The 26,130-nt window shown below is 62.7% G+C and carries 22 protein-coding genes; 15 read left to right on the forward strand and 7 right to left on the reverse strand.

Annotated features, from left to right (window positions below; translation table 11 throughout):
* Window positions 1-10: 10 nt before the first annotated feature.
* Together EYW45_RS11285 and mntR are read right to left on the reverse strand one after the other, a co-directional pair.
* Entirely contained in the window at window positions 11-1,072 is a 1,062-nt protein-coding gene (locus tag EYW45_RS11285) for a uroporphyrinogen decarboxylase family protein (protein WP_161135513.1), read from the reverse strand.
* Between the two features lie 258 nt (window positions 1,073-1,330).
* Window positions 1,331-1,795, reverse strand: coding sequence for a manganese-binding transcriptional regulator MntR (mntR, locus tag EYW45_RS11290; RefSeq protein ID WP_161135514.1), 465 nt, complete (start codon window positions 1,793-1,795; stop codon window positions 1,331-1,333).
* A 222-nt stretch (window positions 1,796-2,017) separates the two neighbouring features.
* On the opposite strand from mntR, the gene EYW45_RS11295 reads away from it, so the two are divergent.
* Genes EYW45_RS11295 through EYW45_RS11310 form a run of 4 tightly spaced genes read left to right on the forward strand, consistent with a single transcriptional unit; the run spans window position 2,018 to window position 5,503 of the window.
* Complete coding sequence (locus EYW45_RS11295; RefSeq protein ID WP_235939011.1) at window positions 2,018-2,881, forward strand: metal ABC transporter substrate-binding protein; 864 nt, start codon at window positions 2,018-2,020, stop codon at window positions 2,879-2,881.
* Window positions 2,878-3,777, forward strand: coding sequence for a manganese/iron ABC transporter ATP-binding protein (locus tag EYW45_RS11300; protein WP_328703623.1), 900 nt, complete (start codon window positions 2,878-2,880; stop codon window positions 3,775-3,777). Before EYW45_RS11295 ends, EYW45_RS11300 begins: the two co-directional genes overlap by 4 nt.
* Window positions 3,777-4,643: a metal ABC transporter permease gene (locus tag EYW45_RS11305; protein ID WP_161135516.1), complete on the forward strand. Its 867-nt coding sequence runs from the start codon at window positions 3,777-3,779 to the stop codon at window positions 4,641-4,643. Before EYW45_RS11300 ends, EYW45_RS11305 begins: the two co-directional genes overlap by 1 nt.
* Window positions 4,640-5,503, forward strand: a complete 864-nt coding sequence (locus tag EYW45_RS11310; RefSeq protein WP_161135517.1) for a metal ABC transporter permease — start codon at window positions 4,640-4,642, stop codon at window positions 5,501-5,503. The genes EYW45_RS11305 and EYW45_RS11310 overlap by 4 nt, the downstream gene beginning before the upstream one ends.
* 124 nt (window positions 5,504-5,627) lie before the next feature.
* Here the strand turns inward: EYW45_RS11310 and EYW45_RS11315 are convergent, their stop codons facing one another.
* A complete protein-coding gene (locus EYW45_RS11315; protein ID WP_161135518.1) occupies window positions 5,628-6,539 on the reverse strand; it encodes a LysR family transcriptional regulator in 912 nt (303 codons plus the stop codon).
* A gap of 141 nt (window positions 6,540-6,680) precedes the next feature.
* Between EYW45_RS11315 and EYW45_RS11320 the strand changes: the two genes are divergently transcribed.
* Both EYW45_RS11320 and EYW45_RS11325 read left to right on the forward strand, forming a co-directional pair.
* Window positions 6,681-7,670 (forward strand): Bug family tripartite tricarboxylate transporter substrate binding protein, encoded by a 990-nt coding sequence (locus tag EYW45_RS11320; protein ID WP_161135519.1) that lies wholly within the window; start codon window positions 6,681-6,683, stop codon window positions 7,668-7,670.
* Window positions 7,671-7,728: 58 nt separating this feature from the next.
* Window positions 7,729-8,694 (forward strand): 2-hydroxyacid dehydrogenase, encoded by a 966-nt coding sequence (locus EYW45_RS11325; protein WP_161135520.1) that lies wholly within the window; start codon window positions 7,729-7,731, stop codon window positions 8,692-8,694.
* Between the two features lie 58 nt (window positions 8,695-8,752).
* Here EYW45_RS11325 and EYW45_RS11330 read toward each other — a convergent pair whose 3' ends face one another.
* Window positions 8,753-9,691, reverse strand: coding sequence for a helix-turn-helix domain-containing protein (locus EYW45_RS11330; RefSeq protein WP_202444689.1), 939 nt, complete (start codon window positions 9,689-9,691; stop codon window positions 8,753-8,755).
* Window positions 9,692-9,869: 178 nt separating this feature from the next.
* On the opposite strand from EYW45_RS11330, the gene EYW45_RS11335 reads away from it, so the two are divergent.
* Window positions 9,870-10,634, forward strand: a complete 765-nt coding sequence (locus tag EYW45_RS11335; RefSeq protein WP_161135521.1) for an SDR family NAD(P)-dependent oxidoreductase — start codon at window positions 9,870-9,872, stop codon at window positions 10,632-10,634.
* Here EYW45_RS11335 and EYW45_RS11340 read toward each other — a convergent pair.
* Window positions 10,631-11,506 (reverse strand): LysR family transcriptional regulator, encoded by an 876-nt coding sequence (locus EYW45_RS11340; RefSeq protein ID WP_161135522.1) that lies wholly within the window; start codon window positions 11,504-11,506, stop codon window positions 10,631-10,633. The two genes, EYW45_RS11335 and EYW45_RS11340, sit on opposite strands and share 4 nt — an antisense overlap.
* An 85-nt stretch (window positions 11,507-11,591) precedes the next feature.
* On the opposite strand from EYW45_RS11340, the gene EYW45_RS11345 reads away from it, so the two are divergent.
* Both EYW45_RS11345 and EYW45_RS11350 read left to right on the forward strand, forming a co-directional pair.
* Entirely contained in the window at window positions 11,592-12,515 is a 924-nt protein-coding gene (locus tag EYW45_RS11345; RefSeq protein ID WP_235939012.1) for an alpha/beta hydrolase, read from the forward strand.
* Window positions 12,516-12,577: 62 nt separating this feature from the next.
* Window positions 12,578-13,558: a Bug family tripartite tricarboxylate transporter substrate binding protein gene (locus EYW45_RS11350; RefSeq protein ID WP_161135524.1), complete on the forward strand. Its 981-nt coding sequence runs from the start codon at window positions 12,578-12,580 to the stop codon at window positions 13,556-13,558.
* 18 nt (window positions 13,559-13,576) lie between these two features.
* Here EYW45_RS11350 and EYW45_RS11355 read toward each other — a convergent pair whose 3' ends face one another.
* On the reverse strand, window positions 13,577-14,335 hold the full coding sequence (locus EYW45_RS11355; protein ID WP_161135525.1) for a DUF429 domain-containing protein: 759 nt from the start codon (window positions 14,333-14,335) through the stop codon (window positions 13,577-13,579).
* Window positions 14,328-16,403: a maltose alpha-D-glucosyltransferase gene (treS, locus tag EYW45_RS11360; protein WP_161135526.1), complete on the reverse strand. Its 2,076-nt coding sequence runs from the start codon at window positions 16,401-16,403 to the stop codon at window positions 14,328-14,330. The genes EYW45_RS11355 and treS overlap by 8 nt, the downstream gene beginning before the upstream one ends.
* Before the next feature lie 735 nt (window positions 16,404-17,138).
* Between treS and EYW45_RS11365 the strand changes: the two genes are divergently transcribed.
* The 6 genes from EYW45_RS11365 to EYW45_RS11390 all read left to right on the forward strand — a co-directional run bounded on the left by EYW45_RS11365 (window position 17,139) and on the right by EYW45_RS11390 (window position 26,117).
* Entirely contained in the window at window positions 17,139-18,623 is a 1,485-nt protein-coding gene (locus tag EYW45_RS11365) for a HAMP domain-containing sensor histidine kinase (RefSeq protein WP_161135527.1), read from the forward strand.
* Window positions 18,620-19,279 carry a response regulator gene (locus tag EYW45_RS11370; protein WP_161135528.1) on the forward strand — a complete coding sequence of 220 codons (660 nt, stop codon included), beginning with the start codon at window positions 18,620-18,622 and terminating at the stop codon, window positions 19,277-19,279. Before EYW45_RS11365 ends, EYW45_RS11370 begins: the two co-directional genes overlap by 4 nt.
* A 226-nt stretch (window positions 19,280-19,505) precedes the next feature.
* Window positions 19,506-20,237 (forward strand): MipA/OmpV family protein, encoded by a 732-nt coding sequence (locus tag EYW45_RS11375; protein ID WP_235939013.1) that lies wholly within the window; start codon window positions 19,506-19,508, stop codon window positions 20,235-20,237.
* Between the two features lie 49 nt (window positions 20,238-20,286).
* Window positions 20,287-21,570, forward strand: a complete 1,284-nt coding sequence (locus EYW45_RS11380) for an efflux RND transporter periplasmic adaptor subunit (protein ID WP_161135530.1) — start codon at window positions 20,287-20,289, stop codon at window positions 21,568-21,570.
* Window positions 21,571-24,705, forward strand: coding sequence for an efflux RND transporter permease subunit (locus EYW45_RS11385; protein ID WP_161135531.1), 3,135 nt, complete (start codon window positions 21,571-21,573; stop codon window positions 24,703-24,705).
* Window positions 24,702-26,117 (forward strand): efflux transporter outer membrane subunit, encoded by a 1,416-nt coding sequence (locus EYW45_RS11390; RefSeq protein WP_161135532.1) that lies wholly within the window; start codon window positions 24,702-24,704, stop codon window positions 26,115-26,117. Before EYW45_RS11385 ends, EYW45_RS11390 begins: the two co-directional genes overlap by 4 nt.
* Window positions 26,118-26,130 lie beyond the last annotated feature (13 nt).

Here is a 26,130-nt window from a genome sequence, read left to right on the forward strand (position 1 = left end):
TGCGGTGTCCTTACTTGCCGTTGACGGAGCCGTTGCCGGTCGTCTTCGCCAACTCGTCGCGCACAATGCGGGTGCCGTCGACCATGGCGCGCATCTTGTTGAAGGCCACATCGCGCGGCAGGTATTTCAGGCCGCAGTCGGGGGCGATCACCAGGCGTTCGGGCGCCACGTGGGGCAGGGCGCGGCGAATGCGCGCGGCCACGACGTCGGGCGTTTCGATCTCGTTGGTCGACAGATCGAGCACGCCGAGCATGATCGATTTGTTCGACAGGTCGTCGAGCACGGCGCAATCGAGGTTGGACTGCGCCGTCTCGATGGAGATCTGGTGCGCTTTGCAACCACACAACTCGGGCAGGAACGAGTAGCCCGAGGGACGCGCGTGAATCACGGCGGCGTAGCCGAAGCAGATATGCACGGCGGTGGTGCCGGTGATGCCGTCCAGCGCGCGGTTCAACACCTCGACGCCGAATTCGCGCGCCTTTTCCGGGCGGGCTTGCATGTAGGGCTCATCGATCTGAACCACGTCGGCACCGGCCGCAAACATGTCGCGGATTTCTTCGTTTACGGCTGCGGCATAGTCCATGGCCATGTCAACTTCGTTGTCGTAGAAATCGTTCTGCGCTTGCTGGGCCATGGTGAAGGGGCCGGGCACCGTGATCTTGATCTGGCGATCGGTGTGGGCACGCAGAAACTGCACGTCGCGGACTTGCACGGCGTGACGGCGGCGAATCTTGCCCACCACACGCGGCACCGGATTGGGGTGGCCGCTGCGATCCAGGGCCGTGCCGGGATTGTCGATATCCACGCCGTCGAGCGCGGTAGCGAAGCGGTTGGAGTAACTCTCGCGGCGCATCTCGCCGTCGGTCACGATGTCCAGGCCGGCACGTTCTTGCTCGCGAATGGCGTGGATGGTGGCGTCGTCTTGAGCTTGCTCGAGCCACTCATCCGCCACGCGCCACAGTTCTTGTGCGCGCACGCGGGGCGGAAACCGGCCGCCGAGTTTGGCGCGATCGATCAGCCAATCGGGTTGGGCGTAAGACCCCACGAGGGTGGTCGGCAAGAGCAAAGACATGACGAAATCCTGGGTGATGAGGCGCCTCATACGGCGCATGCGAACAACCAGGATTTATAAGATAAATAGCGAGAAAATGGCTTGTGATTAGCGTGAGCGCGGCTCACGTTAATCACGGCAGGAGCGCATGGAGCTTTCAATAACCGCGCCGCCGCTGCCTCTTGGGCGCATATCGGTTCGGCGAAGATAGGTTCAGCAAATATCGGTTTGGCAAAGTTAGCCGGCCAACACACTTCGTTGGCCAGGGGCCTAACTGGGTCAAGCCTGTGGTTCTTGCCGCGCCAGAAATGCCACAAACGCGGCCAGCGTGGCTTCGCTCACATAATGCTCGATCCCTTCCGCATCGCGTCGTGCCGAATCTTCATCGACGCCCACGGCCACCAGAAACCGCTCGACGATCTGATGACGCCGGCGGCTGGCCTCGGCCAGTTGCTCACCGGCTTCCGTCAAGAAGACCCCGCGATACGGCTTCTGCACCACATAACCGGCTTCCACCAGCCGGCTGAGCATCTTGGCCACCGTGGGCTGCGTGACCCCGATGCGGGCGGCCAGGTCGACCTGGCGCGCCTCGCCACCATCCCGGATCAGATCCGAAATCAGCTCCACATAGTCTTCTACCCGCTCCTGGCTGCGGGCTTGTCGGACTTGGCGAAAGTTTTCGACCTGGATGGCAGCGGCCATCAAATCGGACTTTGCAGGGGTACAGGGCGTGTTCTTGGTCATGCGAGTGCCGTGCGGCAACCTCTTCGGCGATGGGGAAGGCCACATCTTAATGGACTGGAATGGCGCTTGCTATCCATCCACATAGTCTAGACTGTAGATTATAGCCAATGCTATATTCGATCGACAGTTTGTGTAATCCCTTATCTGACGGCATGGCTCGGAGAGAAAATGGTACTGAACGGTGGACGCAGGATGCTCGGCGCGGCGGCAGTGGCGGTCGCGATGGCTGCTTTTTTGGGACTGACCGCTAATCAAGCCCAGGCTGCGGAGAAGTTCAAGGTCGTCACCACGTTTACCGTGATTGCCGATATCGCCAGCAATGTGGCCGGCGATGCCGCCACCGTCGTTTCGATCACCAAGCCGGGTGCCGAGATCCACGAGTATCAGCCCACGCCAGGCGATATTCTCAAGGCGCGCGATGCACAACTGGTGCTGTGGAATGGGTTGGGTCTCGAGCTGTGGTTCGAGCGCTTTCTCAAGCGCCTGGATAATGTGCCCAGCGTGGTGATTTCGAATGGTGTGACGCCGATGGGGATTGCCGACGGCCCGTATTCGGGCAAGCCCAATCCGCACGCCTGGATGTCGCCGTCTGCCGCGTTGATCTATGTGGACAATATTCGCGATGCGCTCGTCAAATACGATGCGCCCAATGCGGACACCTATCGCGCCAATGCCGAGGCGTACAAGAAGAAAATCAATGCCACCATCGCACCGATCCGCGCGCAACTCGAGGCGATTCCGGCCGAGCGCCGCTGGTTGGTATCGAGCGAAGGGGCATTCAGCTACCTGGCGCGGGATTTCGGGATGAAAGAACTCTACCTGTGGCCCATCAACGCCGACCAGCAAGGCACGCCGCAGCAGGTACGCCGCGTGATCGATGCAGTGAAGGCCAACAAGATTCCTGCCGTGTTCAGTGAAAGCACGATTTCGGCCGCGCCGGCGCAGCAGGTGGCGCGTGAAACCGGGGCGAACTACGGGGGCGTGCTGTATGTGGATTCCTTGAGTGCCGAGGGCGGCCTGGTGCCCACCTATATCGATCTGCTGCGCGTGACCAGCGAGACGATTGCCAAGGGGATCGCACAGTGACCCCCGGCGCGATGGACACTTCCGGTTCAGGGCTGTCCGTTCAGGGCGCCACCGTCACTTACCGCAATGGCCATACGGCATTGCACGACGCGACCTTCGAGATTCCCACCGGCACGATCACCGCGCTAGTGGGCGTGAACGGCAGCGGCAAGTCCACGCTCTTCAAGGCGATCATGGGTTTTGTGCGCCTGGCGACGGGGTCGATTTCGGTACTGGGCATGCCGGTGCCGGCTGCGATCAAGCGCAATCTGATCGCCTATGTGCCGCAGAGCGAAGAGGTCGATTGGAACTTCCCGGTACTCGTCGAAGACGTGGTGATGATGGGCCGCTATGGCCACATGAATATGCTGCGCCGCGCGCGGCCTGCCGATCACGAGGCCGTCGATCAGGCGCTGGCGCGCGTGGGGATGGCCGATTTTCGCAAGCGTCAGATCGGTGAACTCTCGGGCGGGCAGAAGAAGCGAATCTTTCTTGCGCGCGCATTGGCCCAGGATGGCCGCGTGATCCTGCTCGACGAGCCGTTCACCGGCGTGGATGTGAAAACGGAAGACGCCATCATTCAATTGCTCGACGGGCTGCGCGCGGAAGGCCGCGTGATGCTGGTCTCAACCCACAACCTGGGCAGCGTGCCCGAGTTCTGCGATCGCACCGTGCTCATCAATCGCACCGTATTGGCGCACGGCACCACGCAAGAGGTGTTTACGCATGAGAATCTGGCACGCACGTTCGGAGGCGTGCTGCGCCACTTCGATTTCCAGCAAAGCGACGCCGACTCGGGCGCAGGCGCGGTGGGCATCATCACCGATGATGAACGGCCCCTGGTGATCTGGGGCGGCAAGTCGGCCGTGCGCGAGCGGCCCGGACCCGGCGACGATGATTGGAAGGGAGCCGACTGATGGACGTGCTCCTTCAACCGTTCGGCTATGGCTATATGGTCAACGCTATGTGGGTATCGGCATTGGTGGGCGGCGTGTGTGCGTTCCTGTCGTGCTATTTGATGCTCAAGGGCTGGTCGTTGATCGGCGATGCGCTGTCGCATGCGATTGTGCCGGGCGTGGCCGGTGCCTACATGCTGGGTTTGCCGTTTTCGATTGGCGCATTTTTCTCGGGCGGCTTAGCCGCCGGTGCGATGTTGCTGCTCAATCACCGCACGCGCTTGAAGGAAGACGCGATCATCGGCTTGGTGTTCTCGGGCTTTTTCGGTTTGGGGCTTTTCATGGTGTCGCTGTCGCCCACTTCCGTGAATATTCAAACCATCGTGCTGGGCAACGTGCTGGCCATCACGCCCGCCGATACGCTGCAACTGGCGATCATCGGTTTCGTGTCGCTGGCGATTCTGCTGCTCAAGTGGAAAGACCTGATGGTCGTGTTCTTCGATGAAAACCACGCGCGCTCGATTGGCTTGAGCCCTGCACGGCTGAAGCTTTTGTTCTTCACGTTGCTCTCGGTATCAACCGTCGCCGCCATGCAAACGGTGGGCGCGTTTCTGGTGGTCGCTATGGTGGTCACACCAGGTGCTACTGCGTATCTGCTCACCGATCGGTTCCCGAAGTTGTTGGGTTTAAGTGTGGCAATCGGCGCGGGCACGAGCTTCATCGGCGCCTACACCAGCTACTACCTCGATGGCGCAACCGGCGGCATCATCGTCGTGCTGCAAACGCTCATCTTTCTGACGGCGTTTTTCTTCGCACCCAAGCACGGCATGCTGGCGGCACGCCGGCGCGCCGCGCAAGTGCTGGAAACCGGAGCGCCCGCGGCATGAGCCTGATCCTCGATATCCTCTATCTGCCGCTCACCTTCGATTTCATCCGTCAGGCCCTGATCATTTCGGTTCTCGTGGCCATTCCCACGGCGCTGCTGTCGTGCTTTCTGGTCGTCAAAGGCTGGGCGTTGATGGGCGATGCGGTGTCGCATGCCGTCTTTCCAGGCGTGGTGCTGGCCTACATCATCGGCATCCCGTTTGCCGTGGGCGCGTTCGCCGCCGGCATGGGCTGCGCCCTGGCCGTGGGTTACCTGAAGGAAAACAGCCGCATCAAGCAAGACACGGTAATGGGCGTGGTCTTCTCGGGCATGTTTGGCTTAGGGCTGGTGATGTACACGAAGATCAGCAGCGAGGTGCACCTCGACCACATCCTGTTTGGGGACATGCTGGGTGTGGGTTGGCCCGACATCATCGAAAGCGGCGTGATCACGTTGATCGTGGCCGGTGCGATCGCGTTGAAGTGGCGCGATCTCTTGCTGCATGCGTTCGATTCGGTGCAAGCCAAGACGGTCGGCCTGCCAGTGCGTGCGCTGCACTACGGTTTGCTCGCGTTGATCTCGCTGGCCATCGTGGGCGCGCTGAAAGCCGTGGGTATCATCCTGGCGATTGCACTGCTGATTGCACCCGGCGCGATTGCCTTGTTGCTTACCCGCAGCTTCGGCGTCATGTTGTGGACAGCGGTTGCCGTGGCCGTAGCATCGGCGATCATCGGCATCTGGATCAGCGTATTCATCGATAGCGCGCCGGGTCCCACCATCGTGCTGGTGCTGTCCGCCATCTTCGTGATCGTGTTTCTGAATTCGTTGCGCCGGCAAGCCGTGGCGGACCGCCTGCAGGTCAAGGATGTGGCGGCGCCCTGATCGAGCGCCTGCTTGATCTGCCATAGCAAATTGATCGAAGAAATCAGTGAGACGCCGCGCTTGCAAGCCGCGGCGTCGGGGCGAGCCGGCGCGCGCTCGGGCACGGCCTGGATGCAAGCAGTCGTCAGTGTGCCGGCGCTGAGGTCGATACCGTTGCTTGCGGCACATTCGCCACCCGCGCCAAGAACGCCGTCAGCGCAGGATTGTCGTGCTGGCTGCGCCAGGCGAGGTAAATATCGGCATGCATGTTTTCCTGGGCAAGCGGGCGAAAGATCACGCCTTCCAACCTCAGCTCGCGCGCCGAATCCGGCACGATGCCCACGCCCAGGCCTGCGCGCACCAGCGCCAGCAACGTATGCGTTTGGCCCGCGAGTTGCACGATCTGCGGCGTGACGTCTGCCAGGCCGAACGCGCCCAGAATGCGTTCATAGAAATACCGGCTCTCGTTGGGCCCATAGAGCAGGAAGGGTTGGCGATGCAGCGCGCTCAGGGGCACGGCGTCGTAGTGGGCGAGCGGCGAATTCGGCGTGAGCGCCAGCACCAATGGCTCGCGCTCGATCAGATGATGTTGAAGGCCGGGTGTGCGCGGCAACTGCCGCGTGAGGATGAGATCCAGCTCGCCGGCGGTCAGCAGATCGCCAAGGCCGGCCGACACCATCTCGCGCAGCTGGATATCCACGTCGGGCAGCACCTCACGCGCGCGCACCAATAGCGCCGGCATGAGCCGATAGGCGCCCACCGCCGTAAATCCGAGTGACATGCTGCCCGCCTCGCCCTCGGATGTGCGCCGAGCCATCTGTGCAGCCCGCTCGGCGTGGGCCAGCAATTGGCGCGCGTCCTCCAGAAAGCGTCGTCCGGCTGCGGTGAGGTGCACATGGCGGCTGTTTCGATCGAAGAGCGACACGCCCAGCGTCTGCTCCAGCAACTGGATCTGGCGGCTCAACGGCGGTTGTGTCATGCACAGGCGCTCGGCCGCACGGCCGAAGTGCAACTCCTCGGCGACGGCCACAAAACAGACAAGTTGGCGAAATTCCATCGATTCAAAACCAGTATTGATCGATGTTATTTATAGCTCAAAGCGAAACGATGCGAATTTGATTTCTATACTGCATCGAGCTCGACCGACGTCGTACCCCACAACGCGACGCGAATAATCAATCCTGCAAGGAGACAAAAGATGAAGATCACACCGAAATCGCGTGTGCGGGTCCGCATGCTGGCAGCCGTGGCGAGCGCCGCGTGCCTGCCCTGGGCAGCCCAGGCGCAAGACACGTATCCCACGCGGCCCGTGACGATGGTGGTGCCTTTCTCGCCGGGTGGCGGCACCGATATCGCCGCGCGGCTATTGGCCACGCAACTGGCCCGGGCGACAGGCCAATCGTTTGTGGTGGAAAACCGCCCGGGCGCAGCCGGCCAGATCGCAGCCGACGTGGTGGCGCGTGCCACGCCCGATGGGTATACCGTGCTGTTCGCCAACTCGGGGATGCTTGCCATCAACCCGTGGCTCTACAAGCTGCAGAGCGATCCTGAGAAGGCATTTGCGCCGGTCGCCATGTTTTGCGATCTGCCGTTTGCGTTGGTCGTGTCGCCCAAGCTCGCCGCCAATTCGGTGGCCGAGCTGATTGCACTGGCCAAGTCCGATCCCGGCAAATACACCTTTGCCAGTTCGGGCACGGGCGGCGCGCCGCATATGGCGGGCGAGGTGTTCCAGCAGTCCACCGGCACCACGCTCATGCATGTGCCCTACAAAGGCGGCGGCCCGGCCATGACCGATCTGATTGCCGGTCATGTGGATATGCTTTTTGCCTCGGTGCTGGAAACCACGTCGCACGTGAATTCGGGCAATCTGCGTGCGCTGGCGGTGACCGGCGAGCAGCGTTCGCCGGTGATGAAGAACGTGCCCACGCTCGATGAGGCAGGGGTCAAGGACGCGAACGCCGGGTCTTGGACGGCCGTGATGGCGCCCAAGGGCACACCCAAAGCCGTCGTCGACAAGCTCTCGCAACTGGTGCGCGATGCCGCCGATAACCCAGAGGTAAAGAAGAATCTGATCGAGCAGGGCGCGATCGCGCATGGTTCGACGCCCGAAGAACTGATGAAAATAGCCGCGCAGGATCGCGCCCGATACGGCAAGATCATCGAAACCCGCAAACTCAGCGTCAATTAATGAGCGTCAATGAAGACCGCTAACCGGTCTGACTGCCGCCTTAACCCTTACGGATGCCATGAAAGATAACGCCGATACCCACGCCATCGATTTGCTGATGGTGGGACCGCTCATCCCCGAAATCATCGCCTATCTCGAAGGCAAATATCGTCTGCACAAATGGTGGACGATCGAGGATAAGGAGACCTTCCTGCGCGAGCATGGCGCCACGGTACGCGGCATCGTGACCAGCGGACGATTCGGTGCAACCAAGACGCTGATTGATAGCCTGCCCGCGCTGGAGGTGATCAACAGCTTCGGCGTGGGCTACGACCCGATCGATATCGACGCTGCGCACGCGCGCAACGTGGTGGTCACCAATACACCGGGCGTGCTGGACGATTGCGTGGCGGATACGGCGTTGGCCTTGATCCTCGGGGTATCGCGGCGCATCGCCGAAGCGGACCGCTTCGTGCGGGCCGGACGCTGGCCCAACGAGTCGTTCGGGCTGGGCCGCAAGATCGGCGGCAAGCGCTGCGGCATCGTTGGATTGGGCAATATCGGGCGCCAGATCGCGGCGCGCGCCGAAGCCTTCGGGATGGATATCGCGTACTACAACCGCCGTGCGCGTACCGATGTGCCTGCGCATTACCGCTATTGCGAGGATGTGGTGAGTCTGGCGCGCGAGAGCGATTATCTTGTGCTGGCCTTGCCGGGCGGCAGCGCCACCAGGCACATCGTCAATGCCGAGGTGCTCAAGGCGTTGGGGCAAGACGGGTATCTGATCAACGTGGCGCGCGGCAGTGTGGTCGACGAAGCGGCCCTGGTGCAGGCGCTGCAGGCGGGCGAGATTGCGGGGGCGGGCCTGGACGTATTCGAGCATGAACCCAAGACGCCGGAAGCGCTGTGGTCGATGGACAACGTGGTGCTGTTGCCGCACATCGCCAGCGGCACGCATGAAACGCGCAAGGCCATGGCGGATCTGGTGCTGAAGAACCTGGATGGCTGGTTCGCGACACGCGAAGTGGTGACGCAAGTCGTGTGAATGAGGCGGCGGGGCGTCGCGGCAGCGGTGGCGTATTCAGCAGGATGCCCCATCGGCGCTAGGCGAGCAGACCGCCTCCCTTTCGGTACTCGCTGGGTGTGATGCCCACTTCACGCCGAAAGATCTGCGAAAAGTGGCTGGCGTTCGAATAGCCCACGGCCAAGCCGATGTCGATGATGCTCAGGTCACTTTCGGCGAGCAGTTCGCGCGCGCGCTGGATGCGCAGACGGATGAAATACAGCGACGGTGCCAGCCGCGTGGCACGTTTGAAGAGCCGGCTGAAATGATATTCGCTCATGCCCGCGATGCTGGCGAGCATGGCAAGGTCGAAGGGCGCGGCAAGGTGCTCGTCCATGTGCGCCGTCACCTGGCGCAGTTTGAAGGCCGGTAATGCGCTGGCTGCAGGCGTACGCGTCATATCGGGATCGCGATAACTGCGCACGAGATGAACGGCAAGCGCCTGGGCAATGCCTTGCACGAATAGCGGGCTCGCATTGCGCGTGGCCATTCTCTCGGTTTTCAGCCGATCGAGTAACGACGAGAGCACGGGATCGCGCTGGCCCGAAACCTCCCGTAAGCGCAATGGCACAGTGTTGCGCCCGAGCACGTCGCGTCGCGCGGCGTCCAATATCGGCAAACCCAGGTACAAGTGCATCACCTGAAAGGCATCGCAGTCGATGGTCTGCCAGCGCATCTCGTAAGGCGCGGTTGTGGTGGTCAGGAAAAAGTCACCCGCGTTGACGATGGACGCTTTCCATTCGCCGCCCAGGACGCGTTCTTCCACATTTGCCGTGCCGGCCAATATCCACACGATCAACGGTTCGGCCACCGCCGGCACCAATACGCTTTGCGTGGTGGTTTGGTGCGTGAGAATGCGCACGTAGACGTCCCGCCACGCATGCTGGTCGTCGAAGTCGATTGCCTGACCAGGGAGGTACGCGCCGAAGTGTTCGGCGGTGCTGCGATCTCTTGAAAACAGGCGCGACGATGGGCTCATGCGGCTATCTTAATGCGTGTGGCCGTGCGATTCGAGCAAGATCCCAACAGCTGCAGCAATAGCGCGAAAGCACGGTGAGCCCTGGTTTGAGAAAGTGAATCCCTGTTTCGCGACAGTGCGTGCCCTACCGCACGCATGGCTGCATTCCGCTGCCCGTCGCTTCAATGAGAGATTCGACATGACTCAAAACATCGCTATTCATCAAGATGAAGTTGCCGGCAAGGTTGCTCTGGTAACGGGCGCGGCCAGCGGCATCGGGCGCGCCATCGCGTTGATGCTGCATGCCCGCGGCGCAAAAGTCGTCGCTGAAGACATCGACGGCAGCGTGGAGGCGCTTGCGCGCCCGGGGCTCGTGCCTGTGGTCGCCGACATTACACAGGACGGGGCCGCAGAACATGCGGTTGCGGTCGCCGTCGACCAGTTCGGGCGCCTGGACATCCTCGTGAATAACGCCGGGATCATCATCAACAAATTGGTCGTCGACATGACGCGCGCCGATTGGGAACGCATTCAGGCGGTCAATGCCACGGCGGCGTTCCTGCATTGCCGCGAAGCTGTCAAGGCAATGATCCCCCAGAAAAGTGGCGCGATCGTCAACATTGCCTCCTATGCGTCCTACTTTGCCTTCCCCACCATCGCTGCGTATACCGCGTCGAAAGGGGCATTGGCGCAACTCACGCGCACGCTGGCCCTCGAAGCGATCGGTCACGGCATACGCGTCAATGCGATCGGTGTTGGCGATGTGCTGACCAACATTCTCGACGACGTGGTTGAAGATGGTCCCGCATTTCTCGCCGAGCACGGTCAGGGCGCGCCGATCGGTCGTGCGGCGCAGCCTGAGGAAATCGCCGAGATTGTGGCGTTCATGGCGTCGGACCGTGCCAGCTTTATGGTGGGGGCGGTGGTGATGGCCGATGGGGGCATGACCGTCACGGCCGGCTAACCGGCCTGAGCCACCACCGTCAAGAGCAAATCCTCCATCGCGCGGCTGGCAACGGTTGGCGTTGCATCGGCAAGCTGCATGATGCCCAGCCGACGAACGATGCTGGGCTTTTTCAACGGCACGAAGACCAGGTCGTCGCGATCGGGGGGCACGCCCAATTGTGCGAGCACCGTGACGCCCATGCCGCGTGCCAGCATGGCGATCATCGACAGCATGTTGGACACGAAGAAATCGGGATGGCGCAGGAATGCGGCCTGGGGATAGCCGTCGAGCTGCCGATGCGCCACGGTGCCGATCATGTTGGGCAAGGTGGCGATCTGCTGCCATGTGAGCGATTTGCGCTCGGCCAGCGGATGGCCGCGATGGCAGACGAGTCCGAACGTGTCTTCCAGCAACGGCGTGAACTTCAGTCGCGGATCGTGGCTCACTTCGCTGCAGATACCCAGATCGATCTGGCCGTCCAGCACCAGGCGTTCGACGCCTTCGGAATTGTGGTCCTGGATCTGCAGCGCGACCTGCGGATGCTGGGCGCGAAATTGTTCGATCAGCTGCGGCATCCAATGCGTGGCGAACGACATGATGCTGGCGACACGCAGAAAGCGCGTATTGCGCCGGGCCATGCTCGAAAGCAATTCATCGACCGAATGCGCGTGCTCGACCAGGCGCTTGATCACCTCCAGGCATTCGCGCCCGAATGCCGTCAGCACGATCGGGCTGCCGCGTTCGAAAAGCGGTTGCCCCAGCCGTGCCTCCATATCCTTGATGGCCAGCGAAATGGCCGGTTGCGACCGATGTGCGCGCAGCGCTGCTGCACGAAAGCTGCCCGTTTCGGCGACCCAAACGAAATAGCGGCAGATCTGCAGTGAAAACATCGCTTCTCGCAGAATAGATTTTTCTGATGTGCCGATATGATATTTTAATTTTTCTTATCGACTGCCGCCTCCTAAGATGGCGGCTATGCGCTCATCGACCAGCACCCCATCCGCACCTCTCGCACACCTGGATTTCTCCGGCATCGACCGCCTGCCGCGTTTGCGCGGGAGCGATTTCGAATTGGTGGTCGGGCGCCATGCGCCCGCTGAAGGTTCGATCCCGACACCTGCAATGCTGTTTGTCCCCGGCGCGTATCACGGCGCCTGGTGCTACGCGCACTACCTAAGCTATTTCGCGCAGCGGCAGATCGACTGTTATGCCATCGATCTGCCCGGGCACGGTGAGTTGGCCGATGCTTCCGGCTTTGCGGAGCTGGGTATCGAAAACCTGGGTGCGTGCGTGCGCCGAGCATGCGCCATGCTCGATCGTCCCGTGGTTGTCGTCGGCCACAGTATGGGGGCGGTGCCGGCCATGCTGTCGGCAAGTCATCGAAGGGTGCGGGGCCTGGTGCTGCTGGCGCCGTCGCCGCCGGGCAATCTCGCGGGCGCGCAGGCGTTGCCTGCTGTGTCGCACCAAGGCTTGCGGCCGCCGCCGGATGAGGGCGAGATTCGTAGCCGTTTCGTCGGTGCGGACGACGGGGATGACGTGTCGGGCGTTGTCGCCAGATTGAGTGCCGAAAGCCCGCGTGTACTTAACGATCGCTATCTATTGCGCGTGTCCGTTGATCCCGCCGGCATTACCTGCCCAGGCATCTGTTTCGAAGCCGAGCGGGACGATCCCGCGCGCCATCCTGCCGGGCAGGACGAGGCGATCGCGCGCTTTCTGGGGCTGGCGTATCGGTGCCTGCTTGATCAGCCGCACAGCATGATGTATGGCGCGCACTGGCAGGCGAGCGCCGAGGCTATTTTTGAGTGGTATGCCCGCCAGTTTGGCGCGTCGTCGGCTGCTGCCGATGCTGCCTCATCGGTTCCGCCTGCCGCGCCTGCTGCAACGTCGTCACCGCTTTGATTCAACCGACATTTTCGCGGCATCGGACGGCGAGATCCGAGCCATCCTTCAGGAGACAGATCATGTTTTTCAGTTCGGTATTGCACCGCTTTAGCCTCAGCATACTGGCGTTGAGCGCGTTGGCTACGGGAGCAAACGCCATCGCGGCGGATGCGTGGCCCACCAAGCCCGTGACACTCGTGGTGCCGTCGGCCGCGGGCGGGGCGGCCGACCTCACCGCGCGCACGCTGGCCAAGTACCTGAGTCAGGCGCACGGCATGAACGTGGTCGTTGAGAACCGCGCAGGTGCCGGCGGCATCATCGGTACCACCACCGTGCAGAAGGCTGCACCCGATGGCTATACGCTGCTGTTGTCGACCAACTCAACGCAGTCGGCCAATCAATTTTTGTATAAGAACCTCCCCTACAACGCCGCGCGCGATTTCGTCGATGTGGCGATGATCGGCAAGTTCGGCACCGTTGCGGTTGTGGCGCCCGACAGCCGATTCAACACGTTGGCTGAACTCGTGACCGCTGCGCGCGAGACACCTGAGAAAGTTTTTTTCGGCTACTACAGTTCTTCGTCGCAAGTGCCGGCCGAACTGCTCAAGCAATATGCGAGTTTGAAGGTCGAAGGCGCAGCCTATAAAAACGTGACGCAGATCCTGACCGACCTGAGCGGTGGACTGATTCAGTTCGCCTTTGTCGACTACCTCACGGCGATGGGGCAGATCGCCGGCGGCAGGCTCAAGCCGATCGCCGTGACCGGTCAGTCGCCGAGTCCGTCATGGCCCAAGGTGCCCACCACGCAAAGCAGTTATCCCGGCTTTGTGGTGGAAGGGTGGCTGGGCATCTCCGCACCGGTCGGTACGCCCGACGCAGTGGTGACGACGATGAACGGTTTCGTACGCGAGGCCGTGAACGACGCGGATACGCAGCAGCGTTTCACTCAGTTGGGATTGCAGCCGCAGGCCATGGACGCCGCAGCCTTCAAAGCGTTCGTGGTGCAGGATGTGCAGCGTTGGAAGGGCTGGGTAGAGACGGCGAAGATCGAGCCGCAATAACGTGCGAGGCAGGGCGCCTCAATACCGAATATTCATTTCCAGCCCCACTGCATCGATCTCGCGCGTCGTGGCGATCGCAATGGCCTCGTCCCTCGCGCACCGCTCGGCGCTCCACAACACAGCGAAGGCGTCCAGGACGTCATCCGCTGCGCATTGCGCGCGCTGCAGATGAGCAAGTGCACGATCGACAGCGATTCGATAGTCGGCCGGCATCAGTGCCAGCCGACGTGCGTGACCGGCTGCGGTGCGCTTGGGTTCAATCAGGCCTTTGCTTTGTAAGCCGCCCCGTTTGCCATCGCTTGCTCCGCTGCGCGGCTGGGCCAGTGCCATGAACGCCAGTTCAGGATGGACCTCGAACACGCGCTGAGGGTGTTTGGGCAGCGTTTGCAGCACGGCATCCACTTCAGAGATTTTGGGCAGGATGTTGAATGCTTGTTTGGACATGGCGCGGCCGACGGCTGCGCGATTGCGCGCACAGGCGTCTTCATAAGACGACGCCCCCAACACGGCCCTCACGGGCGGTGAAAATACGGATGTGGCACGCGGCCATCCCAAGCGTTTGCGGGCCTCGGTATCGCAGTCGCGCGATGCGGCGGTGGCCAGCCCGATCGGCATGTCGATACCGATCACCGCCGGTGCGGGGGCCCAATCCAGAAGCTGTGCAAAGGTCGCCAGCACAGCAACCTCGATGGTGTCGCTGGCCCTGTCGCGCTTGACGGCAAACCATCCGCCCTTGCAACCGTCCACGCCAACGGCGACCTGTGCACCGTCAGACATCGACCGACGCACTCGGCACGCTTACCACCCGCAATGAAAGGCCTTCGTACGGATCCAGTGTGATCGTGAGTTGCCCGTCTTCCAGCAGGTCGCCTTCGATCTGCTCATTGATCATGTCGATCACGGGGCCGGGCGACACATTTTCCAGCACGACGTTTTCGCTGATCGGTTCAGCGCCGAAGTTCAGCGCCGTGATCTGCGTGCCGCGCCCGGCCGGCAGCTCGTGGATCATCAGCAGCAGGGCAGGATTCGTCACGTCGGGGATCGACACCTGTCGGCTGCTGGCAATGTCATACGCCTGGCGCACGGCCAGCATGCGCTTGAGCTTGCTGGCAAACGAGTCGGGATCGTTGAGTTGCGACGTCAGGCTGCCATAGAGCGCCTTGGCGCGCGGCATGCCTTCATTGGAAAACGCCGCGTCAGGATCGACGTCGACCAGATCGTAGGCACCGCGCTGAATCCAGCGCGTGTCGCCATCGCCCATGCGATCGGCGACCAGCTCCTCCGGCAGGGGCAAGGCGCCCACCAGATCCCAGCCCGACAGCGCGAATACGCCGGGCTGGAAGGCGTTGAACATGGCCATCAGCAAGTGCACCTTCTTGACCTTCTCCACTTCTTCCGCGCTCATGGCGTCCAGCTCTCGGATGCCCAGCGAGGCCGCAGCCACACTCGCCGAGGTGCAGGCCACGCCGTTGGTCACGAAGCGCAAGTTGTAGGGTGCATGCTCGCCACTCAGCTTCTCATACATCGTCTCGCGGATGTGCTCGCGCAGGATGGAGCCCGGCAAGGTCTGGCCGTGAAACATGAACGTATCGTTGGCATGCAGCGTCCAGAAGTGCACCAGCTCCAGCGTGAGCTCATCGTGGTTCTGCATGGCGTGAATCAGCGAGGCGGGATCGATGCCGTATTGATGCACAGTACGCAGCATCAGACGCAGAAATTCGGTGTCGCCGGTGGCGACCGCATGGTGATAAGCGGGGCGCGTGATGAAGTCGTACGAGAGATCCGCACCGCCCTTGGACATCGATGCGATGTCGTCGACCGTCAGGTTGAGCTCCTGGAAGCTGAACCCGCCCGCCTTGCGGATCGTGCCGGCCAGCAACTGATTGCCCACGATCGAGAGCGGATGGCTTTCAGACCAGGCATTCTCATGCGAGCGCCGCTCGACGCCGAGAAAACCGTTGGCGTCCAGTCGCAGGCCGCGCGCACCCATCACGTCCAGGCAGTGCAGGGCGTCGCCGATGATCAGTTGCTGCGCAGCGAACGACGGGTCGAGCCAGTTGAGCGACGGTTGGCCTTCCTTGAAGTAATGCAGGTACACCCAGCGCCGGATCTTGCCGTCCACGCCTTCGATGGGCGGCGTCGCGCTCCAGTCGGTTTCCTTCACGCCGGGCTCGAAGAAGATCACGCGCTGCAACTGGCCCACGATGTAGCACTTCTCTTTGAGGATATCGACGATTGCCGGCGGCAAGTTGACGGCATCGCGTCCCTCCGGCACTTCGGGCAGCACCGGCCAGTCTTCTTCGCGAATTTCGACCATGTGATAGAGGCCGGGATAATCTTCGTAGGCCAGTTCGGCCAGCCGAAAATCGGCGCCCTTGCCGGTGTGCGACGGGATCACATCGTCGATCACGATGGCGTTGAAGGCCGATGCCATGCGGCTGATGGATTGGTACTCTTCTTCGGTGCCGAAACGGGGATCGATCACGAAGCTTGATCGGTCGAAGTTGCCGTCAACCGTGGGCGTCACTTCATAACCCTTCAACCCACCGCCCAGCTTGGTGGGGCCGGTGTGGATGGCTTGCACACCGATGGAGGAGAGGGCCTGCCAAAGCTTGGCATCGCCCAATGTCTTGAGCACCGAATCGTCTTCAGCAGTCACGATGGCGCCGGGATAAGCGGTAAACCATACCGATGCAACGGTCGACACGGCGCGCGGGCGCGTTTCGGCATAGGCATGCATCCACATCCGGCCCTGACCGCCATACGATTTCGCGCGTTGCCGGGCTTGCGCCAGCATGGAGCTTTCCAAGAGGAAATCGATGTATTTCTGGTCGGGAGTAGCCATTGCATTCCTTAAGCGAGGGGGTGCGCTGCGCGCACGCAATGGCTTTTGGTTTGCAAGAATCGTGCGAGCGGAACGATTGGCCGTTCAGGCGCCTTTGGAGCGGAACAACCACTGCCAGAATAACGCCCCGCGCGCCACCTTCCGCGGATCGCCGCGTTGTGCCGGGTGGTGGGGGGCCGGGGCGGAGGCCGTTGCAGGGGCCGTTGCCGGGGGCGTTGCGGCAGGCGCGGCCCCCGGCGCAGGCTTGGCATGACCGGCGTCCTCATTGTTGTTACTGGCCGTACCGCACCCTGACAAGCCGCTGGCGGCAGGCGAGCACACGGGTGGGGATGACCCCGCAAGCGGCGCCGAGGCACCTGCCGACGGTGCATGCTCCGCACGGGCGGCGTGCCACGACAGGCATGCCGAGGCCAGCAAGAGGGTAAAAACAGCACCTCGAGCATGAACCCGGGGTCGCCATTCGAGGCGATGCACTGCGCGGATGTGAGTAAACATGGCAGGTGGGCGGTAACGAGATGACTCAGTGTGGCGGCGCGAGCGTGGAATTTTCATCAAATTTGCTCATTATTAGTATTGAATCCATCGCGCCCACGCGGATTCGGCCAGGCGAGGTTCAGACGACCGGCACCCAGGTGGCCGCAAAGCGGCGTGTGTTGAAATAGCCCGCTCGCATCACCCCAGACACGACCCAGCCCCTTCTCCTGCGCTTGCGCGCTGCTGCTTTCTACCTCGCCTATGACCGCTCGCCGCCTCGCCCGTCCCATGTCGCCGAGTTTGTTCTCATGGCAGCGCAAGTTGTTCTGGAAGTACACGCTGAGCCTGTTGCTGACGTCGTTCATCTCCACGATCGGGTTGACGGCCGTCTTCAGCTGGATCTATCAACGCGATGTACGCCACAGCATCGAATCACCCGCCTTCGAGCGTTCGCTCGTCCATGCTTTCGATGAATACCGGATCCTGACGCAGCAGGACACGCCGCAGGTCACCGACTGCGGCAGGTTGATGCGGTCGCTGACGCGCAATCTTTATGAACAACAAGGCATACGCGGGGATCCGCGCAATGATTTTCAGGATTCGATCGAGCAAGGCCGGCTTGTGTTGACGTTCTCCGACGGCGGGTCGCAGTGCAGTTTTCCGGCCAATGCCAATGCCGAACTGCTGCAGGGCATGCGCGATGTCGAAGCACGCCAGGCGGGACGGGCGGGCGGCGAGACACTCAGCCCCAACCGTTTCGGTGGCTGGTCGCGCATACAGTCGATCACGCCGGCAGCCGAACCGGGTGCGGTCATGACGGTGGGCATCGCGGGCTTGAGCGTGAGCGAGATCCTGGGCGGCGCGCTGACGCGCGGCTGGACGTGGCTGGTGCCGTATATCGTGGGGTCGTGCTGCATCAACGCGCTGATCCTCGTGGGATTTCTGCTGCGGCGGATCCGGCGAGCCGAGGCGACGGCTGCGCAATGGGCCGACGGCAATCTGGGCGCGCGCATCAACGATCACGGTAAGGACGAATTCCGGCAGTTGGCCGATAACTTCGACACGATGGCCGACGCGCTCAACAACGTGATTCGTGTGAAACAGAATCTGGCCGCGCTGGAAGAGCGCAATCGTCTGGCGCGGGATCTGCACGACACGGCCAAGCAGCGGTGCTTTGCGCTGGGCCTGCAGTTGTCGATCCTGCGCAAACAGCATCGCGACGACCCCGCGAGCCTGCGGCTCACCGAGGCGGCGCTGGCGCTGACGGATCATTTGCAAAACGATCTGCGCAACATCATCACGCGGCTGTCGGCGCCCACCGTCAGCGAATTGGGTCTGTCGGCGGCGTTGCAGGAGTCGCTGGCGGTTCTGCTCTCCGGCAACGATATTACGTTGTCGGTCGAGGTGGGCAGGGAAGACGACGAGGCTTTGAAGGCACGTCCGGAACTGGGCGTCGAACTGATGGTGATCGCCCTGGAAGCGGCCTCCAATGCGGCGCGTCACAGTGCTGCCACGCAGGTCACGGTAGCGCTGCGGCGCCACGCCGAGCGGTATGAATGGCTGATCGTGGATGATGGCAACGGCTTCGATGTGGCGGCCGGTACCGGCGACGGCATGGGGCTCACCAATATGCGCCATCGTGCCGAAACGCTGCCCAACGGCCAGTTCGAATTGCATAGCGAGGCGGGTGCGGGCACCACGATCCGCGTTTTTTTCGATAACCCGACTTCCCAGGACGCGCCATGAAAACAACCGTGTTGATTGCGGACGACCACGCCATCGTGCGCGAAGGCATTCGCAGCCTGCTCGAAACCACCGACGATTTCGAAGTCGTGGGAGAGGCGTCCGACGGGCAGCAGGCCGTGACGCAGACGCTCGCGCGTGCGCCGGCCATGATCATTCTCGATCTGATGATGCCGGGCTCATCCGGCGCATCGGTGATCGCTACGCTCACACAGCAATGTCCAGGCAGCCGTATCGTCGTCTTGAGTTCGACCGAAGACGATGACCTGGCATTTTCGGCGATCGAGGCGGGCGCGCATTCGTTTCTCGTCAAAACGATGCTGGGCGACGAGCTGATCGACACCTTGCGGCGGGTCGCACGCGGCGAAGCCGTCATCCATCCGAAGATCGCGCGGCGCGTGCTGACCGTGGTGCGACGGGTCAATACCCCCCAGGTCGATCCCTTCGAGCCGCTGTCGGACCGTGAGCGTGCCGTGCTGCAGGAGCTTGCCAAGGGCCGCTCGAACAACCGCATCGCCGAAACGCTCCACATCAGCGAGAAGACGGTGAAGACGCACGTGAGCAGCGTGTTGGCCAAGCTGCAGCTCGGCGATCGCACGGAAGCCGTCGCCTTCGCCTGGCGCGAAGGGCTGATGGCGGCCGATGGCAAAAGCGACTGAACATCGAGTGCCCCCGGTGGCAGCGGGCCAGCCTTCGCTTAGCAACACCTGCTTAAGCAATTGGGACTTTCGACCGAGGGAAAACCCGCCTTAGGGCGGAGTCTATTGTGCCGGCTATCGCCTAGCATCCCCTGCAAACCAGTGGCGGGCGATCGCGCCCGCCGCGCATTTTCAGATGGACAGCTCAGTGGCAGCACGCAATTTTCGCTTTCGAACTCCGGCCCTCTTGGCCCTTCCTTTTCTCTTGGCGTGCGCCGCGCACGTGCAGGCGCAGGGCATGATCGGTGTTGGCGTGGGCGTGGTGCCGGAATACGAAGGATCGCGCGACTACCGCGCGGTGCCTGTGCCGGTGCTCAATTACCAGTCCGGCGCCTTTTTCATCGGCTCGCGTAACGGCTTGCCCGGTCTGGGGCTGAAAGCGCCGCTCGCGCAAGACCTGACGGCAGGGGTCTATCTGGGCTTGGGGCTGGGGCGGGATTCGTCCGACCATACGCGACTGCGCGGCTTGCCGGATGTCGATTTCCACGGTTTGGCGGGCGGGTTCGTGGAGTACAAGCCCGGCCGCGCCAGCTTCTCGATCGATGCCCGCCAGGCGCTGAAGTCGAACTACGGCGCCACGGTAGACCTCGGCGCGAGCTACGCGGTATTCCAGTCGCCCGAAAGCACGATTTCGTTGGGCGCCAGCACCACGTGGGCCAACGACGATTACATGAATACCTGGTTTGGCGTGAGCCGATCGAACGCCGCGCGCAGCCGTGCCGGGCTAGAGGCGTACTCGCCGTCGGCCGGTTTCAAGTCCGCCGCGCTCACCACCACGTGGACGTATCGCTTCAACAAAAGCTGGATGACGAGCACCACCATCGGCGTGAAGACGCTGCTTGGCGATGCGCGCGACAGCCCGATTGTGGAACGCGACACCAGCGCGTTCGGCGCGGCGTCCATTCTCTACGCGTTCTAATGCCCGGCGCGGTCGATGGCCGCGTATCACCTGTTTCGATATCGTTGCCATGCCCCTGATGAAGTTCGCACCACTGTTCCTGTTGTTGTCGATCGCCGCGTGCACGTCCGAGCCGCCGCCGCCCGCCGCGCCGCCGCCGACCAAGGTGGGTGTGATCACGCTGCAAGCGGAGCCGGTGGCGCTCACCACCGAACTCGTCGGGCGGACCACGCCTTACCTGATGTCCGAAGTGCGCCCGCAGGTCGCCGGCATCGTCAAGGCGCGGCTGTTCGAAGAAGGATCGCTGGTGAAGGCAGGAGACGTGCTGTATCAAATCGAGCCGGCGCCGTTCCAGGCGACCGTGAACGAAGCGCAAGCGGCGTTGGCCAATGCGCAGGCGACCGTGGCGGCCGCACGCTTGAAGTCGGAACGCTTTGCCGATCTGGTGAAGATCGATGCCGTCGCACGCCAGGATGCGGACGACGCCCAAGCCACTTATCGGCAGTCGGTCGCCAATGTGGCGCAGCAGAAAGCGGCGCTCGAAAGCGCCCAGATTCAACTGCGATTCACCAAGATCACGGCACCCATTTCCGGACGGATCGGCCGCAGCGCCGTGACGGCGGGCGCCTTGGTTGGCGTCAATCAAACCGATGCACTGGCCACGATCCGGGCGCTCGATCCTGTGTATGTCGACATGAATCAATCGAGTGCGTCGCTGCTGCGATTGAAGCGCATGCTGGGCAGCGGGCAGGTCGATCCCGGTGCCACGGAAGTGTCGCTGCGATTGGAAGACGGCACGATATACGGCCATACGGGGCAACTGAAGTTCTCGGAAGTGGCCGTGGATCAGGAAACCGGTTCGGTCACCTTGCGCGCGACGTTCCCCAACCCCGATGAAGTGCTGTTGCCGGGGATGTATGTGCAGGCGATCGTCAATGAGGCGGTCGAGCCGCGCGGCATTCTCGCGCCACAGCAGGGCATCATGCGCGATGCGAAGGGCAACGCCCTTGCGCTGGTGGTCGATGCCGACAACAAGGTCGCACAGCGCGCGGTCGACACCTCACGCGCCATCGGCAACACGTGGTTGATCGCCAAGGGGCTCGCAGCGGGCGATCGCCTGATCGTCGAAGGCGTGGAGAAAACGCGTGCCGGAGCGGTGGTCGAGCCGCTCGATGTGAGCAAAACGTTCGCTGGCGCCAAGCCCAGCGCGGCGGGGGGTGAGCAACCGGCGGTGCCCGCCACGGACGGCCCGTCCGCGTCATCCGCAGCCGCGCCGTCCGCGGCATCCGCGGCCAAGCCGGCAGCGGCATCGTCGGCCACGCCGAACGCATCGTCCCCGGCGGAGAAGCAATAAGTGTTGGCGAAATTCTTTATCGACCGGCCCATCTTCGCGTGGGTCCTCGCCATCGCCACCATGCTGTTCGGCCTGATGGCCTTGCGCGCGTTGCCGATCGCGCTTTACCCCGACGTGGCGCCGCCTACGGTTAGCGTCACCGCGACCTATTCGGGCGCGTCGGCCGGCACGTTGGAGAACAGCGTGACGCAGATCCTCGAGCAGCAATTGGTGGGGATCGACGGGTTGCAGTCGTTCAGCTCGTCGTCCAGTTCCACCGGCACCGCCACGATCACGGTCACGTTCGAGCAAGGCACCGACGCCGATAACGCGCAGATCCAGGTTCAGAACAAGATTCAGCAGGCCTTGCCCCGGCTGCCCTCCGAGGTGCAACGCCAGGGCGTGACGGTGGCCAAGGCGCAGAGCGATTTTCTGCTGATCATGGCGATCTTCGACGAAACCGATCGCGCCAGCTCGACCGACATCTCCGATTATCTCGTGAGCAACTTCCAGGACGCGCTGTCGCGTGTGCCGGGCGTGGGCGGCGTGCAGGTGTTCGGCTCGGAATACGCGATGCGTATCTGGCTCGATCCCTCGAAGCTCGCGGCGTACGGGCTCATGCCGTCGGACGTGGATGCGGCAATCCAGGCGCAGAACACGCAGATTTCGGCCGGCCGCATCGGCGCGCTGCCGGCGCCTGCGGGTCAGGAATTGAACGCCACGGTGACCGCCCAGTCGCGTCTGCGCACACCCGAGCAATTCGAGAACATCATCCTGCGCGGCAATACCGGCGGCTCGAAGGTGCTGTTGAAAGACGTGGCGCGGGTGGAGCTCGGCAACGAGGATTACAGCATCGTCACGCGCCTCAACGGTCATCCGGCATCGGGCCTGGCCGTGCAATTGGCACCCGGAAGCAATGCGTTGGCCACCGCCGAAGGGGTGAAGTCGTTGGCGCAGGATCTCGGGAGGGGCCTGCCCGATGGCTATGCGCTGTCGTTCCCGTTGGACAACACCGATTTCATCAAGCTCTCGGTCAAGGAGGTCGTCAAGACCCTCGCCGAGGCGATGGTGTTGGTCGTGCTGGTCATGTTCGTCTTTCTGCAGAACTGGCGCGCAACGATCATTCCGGTGATCTCGATCCCGGTGGTGCTGCTGGGCACCTTTGGTGTGTTGTGGCTGGCGGGATACTCGATCAATACGCTCACGTTGTTCGGCATCGTGTTGTCCATCGGCTTGCTGGTGGATGACACCATCGTCGTGGTCGAAAACGTCGAGCGACTCATGCAGGAGAAGGGGCTCTCGCCGCGCGATGCCACCATCGAATCGATGCATGAGATCAACGGCGCGTTGATCGGCATCGGCGTGGTGCTGGCGGCGGTGTTCCTGCCCATGGCGTTCTTCGGTGGATCGACGGGTGTGATCTATCGGCAGTTCTCGATCACCATCGTGACGTCGGTGGTGCTGTCCGTCGTGGTGGCGTTGATTCTCACACCGGCCTTGTGCGCGGTGATGCTCAAGCCCGGTCACCAAGGCGAACGCCGCGGTTTCTTTGGCTGGTTCAATCGCACGTTCGATCGCAATCTGAATCGTTATGAGCGTTCGGTAACCGGTGTGCTCAAGCGCCCGTTGCGCTTCATGCTGATCTACGGCGCGCTCGCTGTGGTGCTGGTCGTGCTGTATCAACGCATGCCCAGCGGGTTCCTGCCTTCCGAGGATCAGGGCTCGAACATGGTGCAATTCACGTTGCCGGTGGGCGCTTCGCAGGCACGCACGCTCGAAGTGGCCCGCAGTGTCGAGCGTCACTATCTCGAAGACGAGAAGGACAATACGGCAGCGATCTTCTCGATCGTCGGCTTCGGTTTCGGCGGCAGCGGCCAGAACACCGGCCTGGCCTTCGTTGCGCTGAAGGACTGGGCGGAACGTGATGGCGTGGAGAACCGCGCCGACAGCATTTCCAATCGCGCCATGGCCGGCTTCTCGGCGGCCCGCGATGCCCAGATCTACGCGCTCTCGCCGCCGGCAATTCAAGGTCTGGGGCAATCGGGCGGCTTCTCGTTTCAGCTGCAGGCGACCCCCGGCACGAGCCGCGCGCAATTGCTCGAGCGCCGCAATCAGTTGCTGGGACTGGCGATGCAGGATGGCTCGCTCGCGGCGGTGCGCCCAGGCGGGCTGGAGGAGACGCCGCAGTTGAAGGTGGATATCGACCAAAGCAAAGCCGTAGCCAACGGCCTGGCCCTCTCCGATGTGGCCGCCACGCTCACCTCCGCCTGGGGGAGCACGTATGTGAACGACTTCATCGATCGCGAGCGCGTGAAGCGTGTGTATATGCAGGGCGACGGGCAGTTCCGTTCCAAACCGGAGGATCTGGACAAGTGGCATGTGCGCAGCGAGTCGGGTGCGATGACGCCGTTCTCGGCGTTTGCGACGTCGCGCTGGGAGCGCGGTCCGGATAATCTGGAGCGTTATAACGGGCTGGCCTCCTATGCCATTCAGGGGCAGGGCGCGGCGGGCGTCAGCTCCGGCGCGGCAATGGACACGATGGAATCGTTGGCCGGCCAGATCGACTCCGGCACCGCGTTCGCGTGGAGCGACCTGTCGTATCAAGAGCGCCTTTCCAGCGGGCAAGCGGTGTGGCTCTATGCCTTGTCGATCCTGATCGTGTTTCTTTGCCTGGCCGCACTCTACGAGAGCTGGTCGATTTCGCTATCGGTGCTGCTGGTGATTCCGTTGGGCGTGGTGGGCACCTTGCTGGCCGCGACGATGCGCGGGCTGGAGGCCGATATCTACTTCCAGGTCGCACTGGTGACCACCATCGGGCTGGCGGCGCGAAACGCGATTCTCATCGTCGAGTTTGCCGAGGCGGCCGAACGACGCGGCGCCACGCTGGTTGAGGCGGCCATCGAAGGCGCACGCCTGCGGTTGAGGCCGATCCTGATGACGTCGCTCGCCTTCATCGCCGGCGTCACACCGCTCGCGCTTTCCACGGGCGCCGGTGCCAATAGCCGAATCGCCATCGGCACCGGTGTGATCGGCGGTACGCTGACCGCAACCGTGCTCGCCATTTTCTTCATCCCGTTGTTTTTCGTCTTGGTGCGAAAGATGGCCTTGCGGGGCCGCGCGCCCCAGGCGCAACGCCCGAGTCAGGTACAGCCGTGAAGATTTCATTCCTATTCGTTGGCTTGTTGGCGCTAGGCGGATGCACGCTCGATCCGAATTACGTGCGTCCCGAGTCGCCCGTGCCGGCGCAGTGGCCCACCGGTGATGCATACGGCGATGTGGGCCGGCAGACCGGCGGCGCACAGGCGCAAGACGTCGCATTGCCCGCGCCTTGGCAGCAGTTCGTACAAGACCCAAAGCTGTCGCGAGTGATCGACGCGGCGCTGTTGAACAACCGCGATCTTCGTCGTGCCGCTGCGAATATCGAATCGGCGCGCGCGCAGTACCGCATCCAGCGGTCGGACCTGTTTCCCACGTTATCGGCAGGAGGCGACTACACACGGTCGCGCACCCAGATCGCTACAGGCGGCGACAGCACCTCGATCGTCGGTAACTCGTATTCTGTTTCTGCAGGTCTCAGTGCGTATGAACTCGATTTCTTCGGGCGTGTACGCAGTCTGTCGCGCGCGGCGCTCGAGCAGTATCTCGCCACCGAAGAAGCCGCACGCGCCGCGCGCATCAGCGTGGTGGCCGAGGTGGCGAACGCATACATCCTGTTGGCCACCGATCGCGCGTTGCTCGACGTCGCGCAGCAAACGCAGGCAAGTGCCGAGCAGACCGTCAAGTTGATTCAGGCACGTCTGTCGGGCGGCATCTCGTCTCGCAATGAACTGCGCCAGGCCGAGACGATCTTTCAGCGTGCCCGATCGGATGTGGCCAATTATCGAACGTTGATCGCGCAGGATCGCAATGCCCTGCAACTGCTGGTGGGGCAATCGATCAACGACGATTGGCTGCCCGCGTCGTTGTCACCGGAAACCGCGATGTTTGCGGAGGTACCTGCGGGCATGTCGTCGACGGTGTTGCTGTCGCGTCCGGATGTGGCGCAGGCCGAGCATTCGCTGTTGGCGGCCAACGCAAACATCGGCGCGGCGCGCGCAGCGTTCTTCCCGCGCGTGAGCCTCACGGCGAGCGGCGGGTTCGCCAGCGGTGAGCTGTCGGGATTGTTTTCCTCAGGCAACAAGGCCTGGTCATTTGCGCCTTCGATCAGCATCCCGATCTTCGATGGCGGCTTCAATCGTGCCAATCTCGCCTACGCTCAGGCGCAACGCGATGGACTGGTGGCCGATTATGAATTGGCGGTGCAGGCGGCGTTCAGGGACGTGGCCGATGCGCTGGCGCGCGCCGGTACGATCGACGAACAGCTCGACGCGCAACGCGCGCTTTACGAAGCGTCGCTGGAAAGCTACGGCTTATCCGACGCCCTGTATCGCCGCGGCGTCGGCACCTTTCTCGATGCGCTGGATGCCCAGCGCACGTTGTACTCGGCGCAGCAAACCTACCTGAGTGCGCTGCAACTGGCGCTGGAGAATCGCGTGGCGCTCTATCGCGCGCTGGGCGGCGGCGTATAGCTGCGCCGTCCGG

The sequence above is a fragment of the Schauerella aestuarii genome (genome assembly GCF_009866805.1).
Taxonomy (GTDB): Bacteria; Pseudomonadota; Gammaproteobacteria; order Burkholderiales; family Burkholderiaceae_B; genus Schauerella; species Schauerella aestuarii.

Coding starts and splice junctions, on each gene's coding strand:
- EYW45_RS11285 (WP_161135513.1), bottom strand. CDS start 1,072: ATGTCTTTGCTCTTGCCGACCACCCTCGTGGGGTCTTACGCCCAACCC.
- mntR (WP_161135514.1), bottom strand. CDS start 1,795: ATGACCAAGAACACGCCCTGTACCCCTGCAAAGTCCGATTTGATGGCC.
- EYW45_RS11295 (WP_235939011.1), top strand. CDS start 2,018: ATGGCTGCTTTTTTGGGACTGACCGCTAATCAAGCCCAGGCTGCGGAG.
- EYW45_RS11305 (WP_161135516.1), top strand. CDS start 3,777: ATGGACGTGCTCCTTCAACCGTTCGGCTATGGCTATATGGTCAACGCT.
- EYW45_RS11310 (WP_161135517.1), top strand. CDS start 4,640: ATGAGCCTGATCCTCGATATCCTCTATCTGCCGCTCACCTTCGATTTC.
- EYW45_RS11315 (WP_161135518.1), bottom strand. CDS start 6,539: ATGGAATTTCGCCAACTTGTCTGTTTTGTGGCCGTCGCCGAGGAGTTG.
- EYW45_RS11320 (WP_161135519.1), top strand. CDS start 6,681: ATGAAGATCACACCGAAATCGCGTGTGCGGGTCCGCATGCTGGCAGCC.
- EYW45_RS11325 (WP_161135520.1), top strand. CDS start 7,729: ATGAAAGATAACGCCGATACCCACGCCATCGATTTGCTGATGGTGGGA.
- EYW45_RS11330 (WP_202444689.1), bottom strand. CDS start 9,691: ATGAGCCCATCGTCGCGCCTGTTTTCAAGAGATCGCAGCACCGCCGAA.
- EYW45_RS11335 (WP_161135521.1), top strand. CDS start 9,870: ATGACTCAAAACATCGCTATTCATCAAGATGAAGTTGCCGGCAAGGTT.
- EYW45_RS11340 (WP_161135522.1), bottom strand. CDS start 11,506: ATGTTTTCACTGCAGATCTGCCGCTATTTCGTTTGGGTCGCCGAAACG.
- EYW45_RS11345 (WP_235939012.1), top strand. CDS start 11,592: ATGCGCTCATCGACCAGCACCCCATCCGCACCTCTCGCACACCTGGAT.
- EYW45_RS11350 (WP_161135524.1), top strand. CDS start 12,578: ATGTTTTTCAGTTCGGTATTGCACCGCTTTAGCCTCAGCATACTGGCG.
- EYW45_RS11355 (WP_161135525.1), bottom strand. CDS start 14,335: ATGTCTGACGGTGCACAGGTCGCCGTTGGCGTGGACGGTTGCAAGGGC.
- treS (WP_161135526.1), bottom strand. CDS start 16,403: ATGGCTACTCCCGACCAGAAATACATCGATTTCCTCTTGGAAAGCTCC.
- EYW45_RS11365 (WP_161135527.1), top strand. CDS start 17,139: ATGACCGCTCGCCGCCTCGCCCGTCCCATGTCGCCGAGTTTGTTCTCA.
- EYW45_RS11370 (WP_161135528.1), top strand. CDS start 18,620: ATGAAAACAACCGTGTTGATTGCGGACGACCACGCCATCGTGCGCGAA.
- EYW45_RS11380 (WP_161135530.1), top strand. CDS start 20,287: ATGCCCCTGATGAAGTTCGCACCACTGTTCCTGTTGTTGTCGATCGCC.